This window comes from Symmachiella macrocystis (genome assembly GCF_007860075.1).
Classification (GTDB): domain Bacteria; phylum Planctomycetota; class Planctomycetia; order Planctomycetales; family Planctomycetaceae; genus Symmachiella; species Symmachiella macrocystis.
On record NZ_SJPP01000001.1, the window covers coordinates 3,762,964 to 3,775,836 of the forward strand.

Genomic DNA, 12,873 nt, shown 5'->3' on the forward strand with positions numbered 1-12,873 from the left:
CACCCGCCCCGGTTGGACCTGCCTGGCCGCACTTATAGCGCTCCGCACCGCCCTTCGGATTGACAAAATCTCCGAATTTCCCTAAACGAGCAGCCGCTTTTTGATCGGTTGGGCTCGTTGCCAAGGGTGTTCAGGATGAAAGTCAAAAACCTCATCGTGCTGGCGTCGTTGATTGTGTCGCTGACCGGGTGTGCGCATTTTGGCCAACAACACATCACGTGGACTGACGTGCAGGAAACGGCCGTCGTGAAATTTCATGATGGAACCGCCTACAAGAATATCATTCGGATTCCGGTCACGGTCGAATGGATCGCCGGCGACTCGTTGCAGGTCTTGGATTTTGACGCCACGTATAAAAACAAGGTCATCGAAGTCACGGGCGAAATGAGACTCCCTGATGACCGCATTCCGGCGGAAAAAGAGCTCATTGTCTACACCGACGGTTCACACCCCGATGTGATCACGATTGTCTACAAAAACCCCAACGGCGAGACCCAGGTCATTCAAGATATTGCCATCGAATGACATGTCCGCCGTAATTCAGTCATCGCAGGGTGCACGGTTTTTGAGATAACGCGCGGTGCCGAATCCCGTCTTGCCGCAGTTGCCCGATTTTGAGAGAATCCGCCCCCTTTGCCGGACTGGGCTCGCTGCAGGGAACGCTTATGCCCGGCGGAGCATCACTGTTTTCAACGATCTGCTCATTGCATCAACGGACAAAACCTATGCGCCGATTACTCGCCGTAGTATTTGGAGCCTTGATTGGCGGAGGACTAGTCTTTACCGCTTTTGAATATCATCTCGTCCGCACTGATGAGACGTATCATTTGGTTCCCAAAAAGCAGGCGGGACTGACTGACGCTTATGTGGACATCCGCGATTGGCCGGCATCTCAGTGGAACGAACACACGACCTTGGCTGAGAATATGATTGCCGCCGGTCATGGTGATTTGGTTGGTGGATCGATCGCCAGCGGACTGCTAAACGACATCATCGCCCCATTCCAACAAGACGCCTCCGAAGCGACTCAGCGTTGGTGGAATTCCGAACAAGAATAAACATCTAAAGCCGAATCATCCAGAATACGGATTCCCCGACCTCATCCGTTCTCTCCCCATCCGCGCAAGAAAAACCGTCCCTTCGTGACCTCTCTAAAAACCTCCCTCAGATCCTCGCCCCGGCTCCGCATGACTGCAGCGCCGCGCGAAACGAATTTCGCGACTGTGCGATGCGGTGACACGCATTGGCAGATTCGTAGCGATCTGCAGCAGGAGTTGTTGGATGCCAACGGGTTGCGGCGGCGCGATTGGGAACAACAACAGCGGGTGGAAGTGATTAAGACCGGCGCCCATCGCGAAGTGATTTGCCTCGACACCGCGTCGGGACGGTTTTACATCAAACATTACAAAGTCGCCGGCGTAAAACCGTTTTTGCAAAACGTGATCCGCCCCGCCAAGGCGGTGTTGGAACAACGTATGGCGGCGCGGGTGCGAGCGCTTGGTATTCCGACGTTCGAGACGGTCGCTTGGGCGGAAACGCGCAGCGGCGGTTTTGTGTGGGACAACTATCTGATCACGCGAGAAATCCCCGGTACCCAGCCGCTCGATGGTTTCCTGCGCACGCAATTTGCCGCAATGTCATCAGCCGCTGCATCCTCATTTCGCCGCAGACTGGCGGTGGAGCTGGGACGATTCACCGGAAAACTCCATGACGCCGGCATTGTCCACCGAGATTTTCACGCGGGAAATATTCTGATCCGCGACCAACCGGCGGCGCCGGTTCAGTTGTGGCTCATCGACCTGCATTGCGCGCATATTCAAAAATCGTTGGGACTGGAAGCCGCGCAACAAAACTTGGCGATGCTGCACCAGTTCTTCGCCACCCGCACCACGCGAGCCGATCGATATCGGTTCTTTCGTGCCTATTGCGCACAGCGAGGACTTTCCGGTTCGGTCAAATCGCTGGCCCGTGATGTGCAAGCCTGTTGTTCGCGCCGCGCGCAGCGGCATTGGCGCCGAAAGGATCGCAAATGGCGGCAGGGGACACGGCATCTCGTCAAACTGCGCGTCGGCTCCCAACAGGGGCGCGGCTTGACGGTCTTGGGACGCGAAGTCCTGCGCGACATCTGCGCACAACCGGAGCACATCTTTGCCGCCGCCACAGCTTGGTACAAGCAATCACCGAAGCGCCGCGTGGCCGCTGTTGCCATTCCCACGATTCCTCAATACCCGCGTTTGTTTTGGAAAAGCCTGAAACTCCGCGGGATCCTGCCGCTGTTGTCACAATGGCTCGGACGATCGAGCGTGCGCCGCGCCTGGGAAAACGGACACGCACTATTGCGGCGCGATATCGCCACCCCTAAACCACTGTTGTTTGTGGAATCGGCACAGGGGTTGGATGTGCGGCAATACCTGCTCACCGAATCGATTCCCGACTCGACCACGCTGTTCGACTGGCATCACGATCACCTGGTGCGGCTTGAGCCGCGGCAACGACGCGCGATCGTTCGTCGCCTGACCGTCGCGTTGGCTGGCCAATTGAGATGGCTGCATACATGCGGCTTTGAACATCGTGATCTCAAATCCAAAAACATACTTGTGTCTCAAAACGAAAATGATGATCGCACCTGGCTGCTCGATCTTGAGGCAATCCGCCGTTGGCCCCGCGTTCCACAGGACCGCATGCTGCAAAACCTGACACGGCTGAATGTTTCGTCGACCTTTCTGTCGGAAATCCAATTGAGCGACCGATTGAGATTCCTACGTAATTATCTTGGTTCGCGGTATTTCCATGAATGGAAATCGACTTGGCAAAAGATTGAGGCTCGAACTGGACGAAAAATTGATAAGAACCGTACAAACGGAAGACCGTTAAGTTGATTCGGCGCGGATGCCGACCATGCGTTGTTTCTTCACTTGGCAAGGATGCTCACTTGAGTTCACTGCAAGATCACCGGCCCGTAACCCCAATGCGGGCCACAGCGACGACCTGCCGATTCCAGCAGGACTTGCGGCGATTGCCAACGGTCTGGTTGTGTGGCATGGCGTTGATTTTGCTCGCCGGTTGCCACTCCGCTGGCAGCGGCAACGGCATCTCTAAATTGATGGGAAAGCGGGAGAACGATGGCGGACTGCCACAACGCCATTCCGTCGCCGCTGAACAGTTGATCGTAATGAGCGATCTCAAATTGGGTGCCAAGCATCCGCTTGTGGAAGAGCTGAAAGTGCTTCGCGAGCAGGTTCACGAAAAACTACAGCTCCCAGAGGACGAAACGGGCGAAAAGGTCACTGTCTACTTGTTTTCCAACGAGATGGAATATCGCAAGTACATCGAAGAGACCTATCCCGGACTGCCGTTCCGTCGCGCCTATTTCATCGGGACCCCGGATAAACTGGCCGTCTATACGTTTTGGGGCGACAAAATCCGCGAGGACTTACGGCATGAATTCACACATGGACTGCTGCACGCCTCGCTGCAGACCGTGCCGCTGTGGTTAGACGAAGGGCTTGCCGAATACTTTGAAGTTCCTGGAGTCGAACCGGGCACCGTGAACAATGAGTACGCCGTCCGTTTGGCGCGAGCCGTACAGAGTGGTTGGCGCCCCGATATCCGCCGGCTGGAACGGCTGGAAAAAGTCGAACAAATGCATCGCGCCGACTATCGCGAATCCTGGGCTTGGGTGCATTTCATGCTGCATAGCACTCCCGACGGCAAACAAGTGTTGTTGGACTACCTCCAAAGTCTGCACGAGACCAGCAGCCCCGATTTACTAAGCACGTCGCTGGTTGCCGCATTGCCCCAAGCCGATGCGCGATTCCTCAACTACGTGGCGACGCTCAATACCTATCGCGATTGGCTGTCGACACCGTCGCAGGAGCAATTTACCGGCACCAAGCGCCGCGAAACAGTCTCCCGCGCCAACGCCCCGTAGCATGCTGCCTCGCTCGACGAGATGCGCGGTAGACGCGAACCCTGTAGGATTTCGTGCGGCATTCCTGTATGGTAACGTGACTGCTTACAGTCGCTGTACTGAGCGTTGGCATTCTTACAGTCATTGCCGCTGGGGAAGGATCATCTCATGGCGCGAGAGTTCCTGATCATCGACGGCTATAACTTGATGCACGCGGCCGGCATGGCCCGCCCGAGCTATGGTCCGGGCGACTTAGAGCGGTGCCGGAACCGGCTTCTGCGATTTCTCAAGTCTGTGCTCTCGCCCGAACTTCGCCGTCGAACCACGATCGTCTTCGACGCTTGGGAACCGCCACCCGGTCGGTCTTCGATCTACACCGTCGCCGGCATGACTGTGCTATTCGCCGAGGCGCCGGGTGAGGCTGACGCCGCGATTGAACAACTGATTGCGGCACACTCCGCCCCGAAACAGGTCACCGTCATCTCGGGCGACCGCCGTTTGCAACAAGCCGCCTCACGACGCAAATCACGTTTCATCGACAGCGAGGCGTGGTACACCCTCTGGGAACACCGTCAGCCGCAAGAGGAGACGCTGCCTTCTCCTTCCCCCAAACAGGATCCCAATCTTAGCGATCAGGAAGTGGATTATTGGCTGGACATTTTCGGCGACATCGAAGACGCAGCGATCACGGAGAACGGCCCCACAGAAAGCAGCCTCAAAGACCAAGACCGCAGTGAAAGCGGCCTCAGGGACGATGACCGCAAAGGCGACGACCTCGGCGACGACCCTCAGCAAGGTCTGCCCGATATCATCGACGACGATTTCTTGGAATGACGCTGTTTCGCAGATCCCCGCATGGCATGATCGCAATCCCTCGGCGACGAATCGCGTATGTGAAAGCGCATGCAAAAAGCCGCCCGAATTGTGGGGCGGCTTGATGCCGATGTCTGTCTTGCTGCTGCTGAGCTTTGCCGGGTTAGAGCAGTTTGCTCAATCGCGATTTCATCCGAGCGGCGGCATTTTTGTGGATCAGGTTTTTGGCAGCGGCTTGATCCAACTTTTTGACAGCCAGGCGAAACTTCTCTTGCTTCTCCTCGGCATTGTCACCCACAGCGGCGGTGCGAAATCCCTTAATCACCGATCGGAGCGATGACCGGGCGATGCGGTTGCGTGAACGGCGCTTGTCGTCTTGTCGCAGTCGTTTCTTTTGGCTCTTCAGATTGGGCATAAGCTTACGTGTTTCCCTCGAAACAATACATCAGCAGTCATTGATATAACAGTCGCTCCCAGAGGGCGACTTTGAATTCAAGTGGGACAGTTTAGCGAAAATTCACACGCTTCACCAGCGTACGACCGGTCTCACAACATGGAAAAATCAGCAATTTCGGGGAGGTTGAGCCGTTGCAGGGCTATTCGGGGGCCAAATAGGCCCTCAGCGGCCGAGAAATGCCCTTCTCGACCACGACCGCGGTATTTGGACGAACCTAGCGTTTGGGCCGCGATTGCAGGTTTTCTAGGCGTTTGACCGCATCTCGGTAACCATAATCGACGGCCAGCAACATGCTGTAAGATTTGATGGCAGAGTCAACTTCGTCGCTTTTCTCACAAATGGTCCCCAAGAGGTAGAGCATCTCCTTATACATTTTGGGGTTGGACTCGTGGTCGACCTCGGTGATCGCCTGTTCCAGTTGGTGTTGGGCCAGTTGCGGTTTGTTGTCTTTGTTAAAGCACATTCCCAACCGAACCAGTGCTTCTCCACGGACCCGCGTGTCGGTGGCCGCTTTTTGCAGCAAGGGAATCGCTTTTTGCCATTTTGCAAATCGCATCAAGCGGATCGCGAGTTCCAATTTGACTCGCATATCGGACGGGTAGCGTTGCTCGCGTTGGGTGAGAATTTGGACTTCGCGCTTCACATAATTGGTTTCGAGTTCTCTGGCACGCTTCACGTTCGCTTCCGTATTCTCCTTGTTGGCAAGTTCCTTCGCATGGACCACGTTTTTATTAGCTTGCGAAAGCTCGATGTCCTCGAGTTTCTCGCGGATGTTGGGATCGTTGTTGGATAACTTCAATGCGGTATTGAGCATTTCTACTGCTTCGGCCAGTTTGCCGGCGCGTTCGTAGTAGTCCGCAATTTTGAGGTAATTGTCTTTGTTTTCGGGTTCTTTGCGGATCGCGCGTTGCAAATCGGCTTCGAGAGACATGCCCGGTCCATCGGCCTGTTGCTGGCCACTCTTGATCCGGCTGGCGACTTCGTGATCCGCCATGACGTCTTTGGTGCTTTGTGCGTCGTCGAAATTGGCTTCATTAATTGTCGATTGGGCTGCAAGTTGACTGCACTTAGAACGCGATTCCGCATCGTGCGGGTCCATCCGACGGATTTTCTCCCAGCATTCGATCGCTTGCCGATAGTTCTGCCGCGCCTCGTATTGCAGGGCCAATGCACGCAGTAGCGCTCTGTTCCCCGGAGTCGCTTCAAGTGCCCGCTGGTACGAAAAAACGGCAATCGACTGAAAACCTGAAGCCAAACTATCATCGCCGGCATCGGTGGCCGCTTCACCGCGGGCCGCACAGGCATCACCCAGATCATGGTTCAACTGGCCGTCCCAAGGATTGATCGCAAAACCATCTTCGGCCAACTTGTCGACGGACTCCCAGTCTTTCATCATGCGGGCTTTTTTGAGCTTTGTGCGCAGACCCATTAACTTAGCGTTGGCCATTCGCGCGCCGGAGCCGTTATTCTTGTACTTTTTTTCCGCGGCGCCCCGTAACGTTTCGCGATACAGTTTGTTGTCAGGCACCAGCCGAACCGCTTGGCGAAACATCTCGATGGCATAGTCCCAATTTTGCTTTCCAAGCGCCTCGGTGCCGCGTTTCCAGCAGTCACCCGCAATCTTGTTTTTGTCCATTGCCATGTTTTAGCCTCATCGTTGGGATGCATGATTCGAACCACAAATCGAGCAGTGGGCACCGAAGAGGATTCTCGCCGGGCCGGTATGACCTGCATAAAAAAATATAAGACGTGTCGATTTGTCGTGGGAATCAGTTTCGAACGGACCGCTGCGTCGATACACGGATTATCGAAAATATGAAATCAGCAACGTGCCGCCGGGAATCACCATTGCCAAATTCAACCTCGCATCGCGCCGCGAATTTGGCAAACAGTGTCGTGTCTGAATCTGCTCAAATAGGAATCATCAAGACTCTTTTCAAAGGCGTTGCCCAACCGGCGTTTGTTCACCAAGTACAGATTGATCCGCCAGTACAATCACCCGCGATGACAAATCTGTCGAATCCGAGAGCCCGATCGTTTTCGCCCGAAGAACAATGACTTCGCTATAGCGCGACGTGGCAAATGAGGTGGGTAGGCAAAACCCTTACTCTATTCTACTATAGCTGGTCAGCGTTTCAATAACACTCCCGATTCGGGGAGTGGTACACTATTCAGAGTATGGGACTATTCGCCGCCCAATGCGGGGCGAACAACATTGCGCGGACGCCCGAATTGAGCAATTTTCATGGCCAGCAGCGGCAAAGTATATTTAGTGGGCGCCGGCCCTGGTGATCCCGGCCTAATCACGCTCAAAGCGTTAAAATGCCTGTCTCAGGCTGATTTTGTGCTCTACGACGGGTTGGTCAATCCACTATTATTGCTCAACACTTCGGCCGACACCGAGCGCACGTGCCGTTCCCACACCGCGTACGGCCGCATGCTCAACCAGACGGAAATTAATCAACGACTGATTGATGAAGCGCGGTCGGGAAAAACCGTCGTCCGTCTCAAGGGCGGGGATCCCTTCATATTTGGCCGTGGCGGAGAAGAGGCCGAAGCTCTCCGGACTGCGGGAATTGACTACGAAATTGTGCCGGGCGTGACCGCCGCCACCGGCGCCAGTGCCTATGCCGGGGTCTCGTTGACACACCGCAAATGGGCCTCTGCCGTCGCCTTTGTGACTGGACATGAAGATCCGGCCAAGACAGATTCCCTGCTCGATTACACAGCCTTGGCCGCGTTTCCTGGTACGTTGGTGTTCTATATGGGATTGCATCGACTGGAGGAGATCGCCCGCAGGCTGATCGAATTCGGCAAGTCCCCCGCAACGCCCGCGATCGTCATCAGCCAGGGAACTACGTCCCGCCAACAGAGCGTGACGGCGCCGCTCACCGATTTGCCAGTAGCGGTTCGCCAAGCGGAACTGCGGGCGCCTTCGTTGATCGTGGTGGGAGACTGCGTTCTTCAGCGGGAAACCATTCAATGGTTCGAGCAGCGCCCGCTGTTGGGCCGCCGCATTGGCATTCCGCGTCCATTGGCACAGGCATTGCCCGTGGTTCAACAAGCCAATGATCTCGGCGCCGACTGCCTATTGATGCCGACAATCGATATTCTGCCGCCTGAGGATTGGACCGCTGTCGATGATGCCATTTCGCGATTGGCCGACTACGACTGGTTGATATTCACCAGCGCGAACGGCGTTGAGTATTTCTTGTCCCGCCTGCGTGAAACCGGCGGCGATATGCGCGATTTGGGCGGGCTGAAGCTGGCAACCATCGGACCGGCCACGGCAGCGGCGCTGGAAACGTTTCACCTCACAGCGGACCTGGTGCCGCCGGAGTTTCGCGCGGAGTCCCTGGCCGCGACGCTGGCACCGCATGTTCAAGGCCAACGACTGTTGTGGGCACGGGCGAGTCGTGGCCGTGATGTACTGCCACAGACGCTCCATAGCGCGGGAGCAACGGTGGACGAGGTTGTGACCTATCAAAATGTGGATGTGGACAGCTTCGATCCGCAGGTCGTCGAGGTCCTTGATCGCGGCGAAGTGGATTGGATCGCTTTGAGCAGCCCTTCGATCGCTCGCCAGCTCAGTCAACTGGTTGGCCCCGAGGCGCTAGACCATATTGGAAAGACGATTCGTTTGGCGAGCATCAGTCCGGTGACAACCGCGGCTGCGCAGGAAGTCGGATTGACGATCCATACGGAAGCGCGTGATTACACCTGGCCGGGGCTATTCACGTCCATTCAAGAATATGAATCTGCAAGATAAAAAAACGGTTGGAGACGCCGCCGGGCCAAGGCGAACTTCGTGATGAACAGACAACGAGGTGAGTTTTGTTGGAAACAGTGCGGACTGCAATGACGCCTGCTCTTCGCCGCATCGCCGTATTGCTGGTGGTGGTCGCCGTCGTATTGCTCTTGCCGTTACCCCGCGCGAGCCGTGCAATGCATGCCTTGTATGACTTGGGGCACGCGCCGCTATTCGGCGTGTTATCGGTCATGCTGTTTTGGTGGGGGCGAAAAAAGCTGCCGCACAACGACCTCATTGCGGCAATTCTGGTTTGGGGTACTGTGGCTATTTTGGGCATCGCCGCGGAATACGTGCAGGGCTTTCTCGGACGATATCCCAGTTGGCAAGATGTGGCTGCCAATCTATTGGGGTCGGCAGCGTTTTTGATTTGGGCCATCTCTTGGCATTGGAAATACCGCGTCCTGCGGATAGCGGCGTTCGCAGTCGGCGTTGCCTGTCTGGTCGCTGCTTGGCGCGCGCCGGCCATCGAATTGGCCGACGCGCTGATTCAACAGCGCGAATTGCCCATGCTGGGGTCATTTGAACGCCGGTTGGAATTCTCGCGATGGCAATGGTCGGGCGAGAATTGTGTGTTGGGACAGGCGAAGCGTTGGGCCAGCGATGGAGAAATGAGCATGGCCATCAGATTCAAACCGGCCAAGTATCCTTCGTTCAGCCTGTATTGGCCGGTCGAGGATTGGTCGCCTTATCAGGGGCTGACGTTTGACATTCTGCTCACCGGTGCGGAACCGTTGCCGTTGATCATTAAAATCGAGGATGTCGATCACAACGGCGAAACCAACGATCGGTTCCACCGCGCGATACTACTTCAGCCGGGCCTGAATTCACCGCGGATTCGGTTAGCGGACGTAGCCATTGCCCCGCACGGTCGGACGTTGGATTTGCGTCGCATTAAGCGGATGCAATTTTATACCGTGAATTTGCAATCACCGCGCGTGCTCTTTCTGGATAACGTCCGCCTGCTCCCGTGAGCGGTTGCTATTCCGGTGATGTCTCCGTAGAGATACGTTGCAACCACAAGACGATAATCCCCGTTAAGACAGCCGGGGGACCTTCGCTGATGATCCAACTCATCGGCATCCCCGCAGCAATGGCGATACCGGTCAGCAGCACGCCGACGACGCAGGCCATTTTGGCCCACATCGAGACCATCCCGCGGTTTTGGCGGATGTGGCGAGAAACGTACAGCGTCACGATGCCCAATGTGAAATAGAGCGCTGAGAGGGATCGCGTGAGATAACTGACAATCGGGGCGTCGGGCAGCGTACCCAACCCCAACTCACCGTGAATGGCGTTCATCCAGTCGTACGGAAAAAACACAGCCGGCAAGGCGAACAGCGCGCCGATGCCAATGATACGCAGAATGACAAGAATGGCGATTTCGGATTTGGCCATGGAGGAGCAATTTCGTTTCAGCTGTCGAGTCAAAAGTTGAACAGCAGGCATCTTACTTCGTTTGAATACGAATGACATGCAGTTGCCGCGTTCCGTCAGCGGTAATGCCCGGGACCAGCAGTGCGTCGCCGGTGCGGTTCCAACGCGGGGCTGAGTCGATCCGCATGCCGCCACGCGTGTACGGTCCGCGCGAGAATGCCGACGACCGCAAGGTCAGCCCATCCGACCGGCGGAGTAACACATAACGATTCTGCTTCCCGCCGTCGGTCGCATAACCGTTGGCGAACCAATCGGCATTGGGAGACAAAGCAACGTCACCTCCCGGTTTGGGAAAAGTCGTATCGGTCCCAATTTGACCAATGACAGCCTGTTGGTTGATGTCATAGCGAACTTGCCGCGGGGCGAGCGCGCCGATCACCACCAGGCCGGTATCCCATTCGGGATGTCCACCAATAAACTGTTGTCGAGCGAGCTGTGTCCCATCCGTGCGGATCGAGCAAGGAACATTGACCGCCATCGACTCCCTTCCAAGACGGCCACGGGCATAAAAATAGACGAATTCGCCCTCACGGTTCGACAACGAATGGTTGATATAAAAAGCCGCTTCGTCGCAGAGTGGGGTCTTGTCTCGCAGGTGATCGCGCAGTTGCTGAAACGAAACGAGTTGTTCGCGACGGCCGCTCTCAATATCAACGCGAAAAATCCCGTCGTTGGCCGGTGCCAATTCTGTGGCGGTGGGGTCAGCGGCATCGGGATAGCCGGTCACCGGGCGCAACCGCGCCATGCGTCCATAGTTGATCGCCAAAAAGAAATCCCCCTTCGGCGACACACCACCGTTGGCAACCGGAGTCCCCTCGAACCGATACTCGCGCACGCGGGACCGTTTTTCGATGTCATACAAAACCGTAAAGACCCGTCCGGTCTGTGGATCGCGATCGTTGAAAAAAAATTGCGTCTCCGCTTGCCGGGGATGCCAATAAAACATCGTCCCTTGCTGAAAGTTCCACGCCCGCGTCGTTTCGATTGGCAGCACGCGGTTATTGTCCTGGGTGTTGATCAACACAATCTCCGCCGCATCGTCGGGCCGCGGCATACGGTCGTGGAAATCAGTCCGCAGCGCCAAGATGTACTGCCCGCTTTGATTCCAAGGAATTGTCAGGCTTTGGCCGATGTAGCCGAAAAAATGATGCTGGGGACCATGGGTGATTTGCCGCACATCGAGCTGATAATCCTCGGCGCTCAGCGAAGCCTCGAGCATGAAGACCGCACATGTGGCAATGACGGCCCTTAGATATCGCAGGTTCATGACGTTCCTTACCAAAGGGCAAAATGAATCGTTTTAGCATGACAATGGTGCGAGCCGGTTTCATTTTCCGGGCGATCCGCCAATAATGTCAACCATTCCGGGTCTTTGTGCTGCGTTGCCCATCCGGGATTGTTGGATCTGTCAAACCGTTTCCATTTTTATAAAGCAATCACACCATGGACTATCGTAATCTCGGCGCGTGTGGCGTCAAAGTCTCTCCGCTCTGTTTGGGCACCATGATGTTCGGCGGACCGACCGATGAGTCGGAGTCGATCCAGATTATGCATCGCGCGCTCGACGACGGCATCAACTTTTTAGATACCGCCGACATGTATAGTGCCGGCAAGTCCGAAGAGGTCGTCGGCAAGGCAATCGCCGGACGTCGCGATGAGGTCGTGTTGGCGACCAAGGGAGGCCAGCCGATGGGAGAGGGCCCCAATGATCGCGGGGCGAGTCGCTACCACCTGATGAACGCGTTGGACGCCAGTTTGAAACGTTTGGCGGTCGATCACGTCGACATCTACTATGTGCACGTGCCCGATTATGACACACCGATCGAAGAAACCTTGCGCGCATTAGACGATATGGTCCGTTCCGGCCGCGTCCGTCATATCGCCTGCTCCAATTTCCGCGCCTGGAAACTGAGCGAAGCTCTTTGGGCCAGCGATATTTTGAACCTCAGCAGTTTTGTTTGTGTGCAACCGCTGTACAACATCGTGAATCGCGATATCGAAGTCGAGCTATTTCCGCTCTGCGAAGCACACGGCATCGGCGTTGTGAGTTACAGTCCGTTGGCACGCGGGATTCTGACCGGCAAGTACCGTCCGGGTGAACCGTTTCCCGAGGGAAGCCGCGCTTCGCGTAACGACAAACGGATGCAACAAGCGGAACTGCGCGAAGAAAGTTTCATCGCTGCTCAGGAAATCACCGGCCATTGCGAACGTAAAGGAGTCGCCCCCAGTCAATTCGCACTCAGCTGGTGTTTGGCCAATCCGATTCTCACCTCAATCATCATAGGCCCGCGGACGATGGAGCAGTACACCGACAACGTGGCCGCCTTAAAGGTGGAAATCACCGACGAGGACGAAGCATTCATCGACAGCATCGTCCCCCCCGGCTGTCATACCGGACAGGGATTTCAGGACACTGCCTATCCGATCACCGGTCGCGGCCGGTAAGGC

At 56.0% G+C, this 12,873-nt stretch carries 12 protein-coding genes; 8 read left to right on the forward strand and 4 right to left on the reverse strand.

All coding sequences use genetic code 11. From position 1 onward, the window contains the following. Nucleotides 1-135 precede the first annotated feature (135 nt). The 5 genes from CA54_RS14590 to CA54_RS14610 all read left to right on the forward strand — a co-directional run bounded on the left by CA54_RS14590 (nt 136) and on the right by CA54_RS14610 (nt 4,744). A complete protein-coding gene (locus CA54_RS14590) occupies nt 136-525 on the forward strand; it encodes a hypothetical protein (protein WP_146371460.1) in 390 nt (129 codons plus the stop codon). Between the two features lie 200 nt (nt 526-725). Further along, the gene (locus CA54_RS14595) at nt 726-1,058 is read left to right on the forward strand and encodes a hypothetical protein (RefSeq protein ID WP_146371462.1); all 333 of its coding nucleotides are present in this window, start codon (nt 726-728) and stop codon (nt 1,056-1,058) included. A 165-nt stretch (nt 1,059-1,223) separates the two neighbouring features. After that, nucleotides 1,224-2,879 (forward strand): lipopolysaccharide kinase InaA family protein, encoded by a 1,656-nt coding sequence (locus tag CA54_RS14600; RefSeq protein WP_197532469.1) that lies wholly within the window; start codon nt 1,224-1,226, stop codon nt 2,877-2,879. A gap of 53 nt (nt 2,880-2,932) precedes the next feature. Next, entirely contained in the window at nt 2,933-3,931 is a 999-nt protein-coding gene (locus CA54_RS14605) for a DUF1570 domain-containing protein (protein WP_231963068.1), read from the forward strand. A 147-nt stretch (nt 3,932-4,078) separates the two neighbouring features. Beyond that, nucleotides 4,079-4,744, forward strand: coding sequence for an NYN domain-containing protein (locus tag CA54_RS14610; RefSeq protein WP_146371466.1), 666 nt, complete (start codon nt 4,079-4,081; stop codon nt 4,742-4,744). A 142-nt stretch (nt 4,745-4,886) separates the two neighbouring features. Here the strand turns inward: CA54_RS14610 and rpsT are convergent, their stop codons facing one another. Together rpsT and CA54_RS14620 are read right to left on the reverse strand one after the other, a co-directional pair. Continuing rightward, entirely contained in the window at nt 4,887-5,138 is a 252-nt protein-coding gene (rpsT, locus tag CA54_RS14615; RefSeq protein WP_145378965.1) for a 30S ribosomal protein S20, read from the reverse strand. A 256-nt stretch (nt 5,139-5,394) separates the two neighbouring features. After that, entirely contained in the window at nt 5,395-6,822 is a 1,428-nt protein-coding gene (locus CA54_RS14620; protein ID WP_146371468.1) for a tetratricopeptide repeat protein, read from the reverse strand. A gap of 603 nt (nt 6,823-7,425) precedes the next feature. On the opposite strand from CA54_RS14620, the gene cobA reads away from it, so the two are divergent. Next, on the forward strand, nt 7,426-8,949 hold the full coding sequence (gene cobA, locus CA54_RS14625) for a uroporphyrinogen-III C-methyltransferase (RefSeq protein WP_146371470.1): 1,524 nt from the start codon (nt 7,426-7,428) through the stop codon (nt 8,947-8,949). A gap of 89 nt (nt 8,950-9,038) precedes the next feature. Then, nucleotides 9,039-9,962 (forward strand): VanZ family protein, encoded by a 924-nt coding sequence (locus tag CA54_RS14630; protein ID WP_146371471.1) that lies wholly within the window; start codon nt 9,039-9,041, stop codon nt 9,960-9,962. 7 nt (nt 9,963-9,969) lie between these two features. Here CA54_RS14630 and CA54_RS14635 read toward each other — a convergent pair whose 3' ends face one another. Both CA54_RS14635 and CA54_RS14640 read right to left on the reverse strand, forming a co-directional pair. Then, entirely contained in the window at nt 9,970-10,386 is a 417-nt protein-coding gene (locus CA54_RS14635) for a hypothetical protein (RefSeq protein WP_146371473.1), read from the reverse strand. A 52-nt stretch (nt 10,387-10,438) separates the two neighbouring features. Next, nucleotides 10,439-11,692, reverse strand: a complete 1,254-nt coding sequence (locus CA54_RS14640) for a hypothetical protein (RefSeq protein ID WP_146371475.1) — start codon at nt 11,690-11,692, stop codon at nt 10,439-10,441. Between the two features lie 176 nt (nt 11,693-11,868). Here CA54_RS14640 and CA54_RS14645 point away from each other — a divergent pair, with 176 nt between their 5' ends. Then, the gene (locus tag CA54_RS14645; protein WP_146371477.1) at nt 11,869-12,870 is read left to right on the forward strand and encodes an aldo/keto reductase; all 1,002 of its coding nucleotides are present in this window, start codon (nt 11,869-11,871) and stop codon (nt 12,868-12,870) included. Nucleotides 12,871-12,873 lie beyond the last annotated feature (3 nt).

Bases quoted from the DNA above. Each gene is read 5' to 3' on its own strand.
- rpsT (WP_145378965.1), bottom strand. From the start codon at position 5,138: ATGCCCAATCTGAAGAGCCAAAAGAAACGACTGCGACAAGACGACAAG.
- CA54_RS14595 (WP_146371462.1), top strand. From the start codon at position 726: ATGCGCCGATTACTCGCCGTAGTATTTGGAGCCTTGATTGGCGGAGGA.
- CA54_RS14620 (WP_146371468.1), bottom strand. From the start codon at position 6,822: ATGGCAATGGACAAAAACAAGATTGCGGGTGACTGCTGGAAACGCGGC.
- CA54_RS14590 (WP_146371460.1), top strand. From the start codon at position 136: ATGAAAGTCAAAAACCTCATCGTGCTGGCGTCGTTGATTGTGTCGCTG.
- CA54_RS14645 (WP_146371477.1), top strand. From the start codon at position 11,869: ATGGACTATCGTAATCTCGGCGCGTGTGGCGTCAAAGTCTCTCCGCTC.
- CA54_RS14610 (WP_146371466.1), top strand. From the start codon at position 4,079: ATGGCGCGAGAGTTCCTGATCATCGACGGCTATAACTTGATGCACGCG.
- CA54_RS14640 (WP_146371475.1), bottom strand. From the start codon at position 11,692: ATGAACCTGCGATATCTAAGGGCCGTCATTGCCACATGTGCGGTCTTC.
- cobA (WP_146371470.1), top strand. From the start codon at position 7,426: ATGGCCAGCAGCGGCAAAGTATATTTAGTGGGCGCCGGCCCTGGTGAT.
- CA54_RS14635 (WP_146371473.1), bottom strand. From the start codon at position 10,386: ATGGCCAAATCCGAAATCGCCATTCTTGTCATTCTGCGTATCATTGGC.
- CA54_RS14630 (WP_146371471.1), top strand. From the start codon at position 9,039: ATGACGCCTGCTCTTCGCCGCATCGCCGTATTGCTGGTGGTGGTCGCC.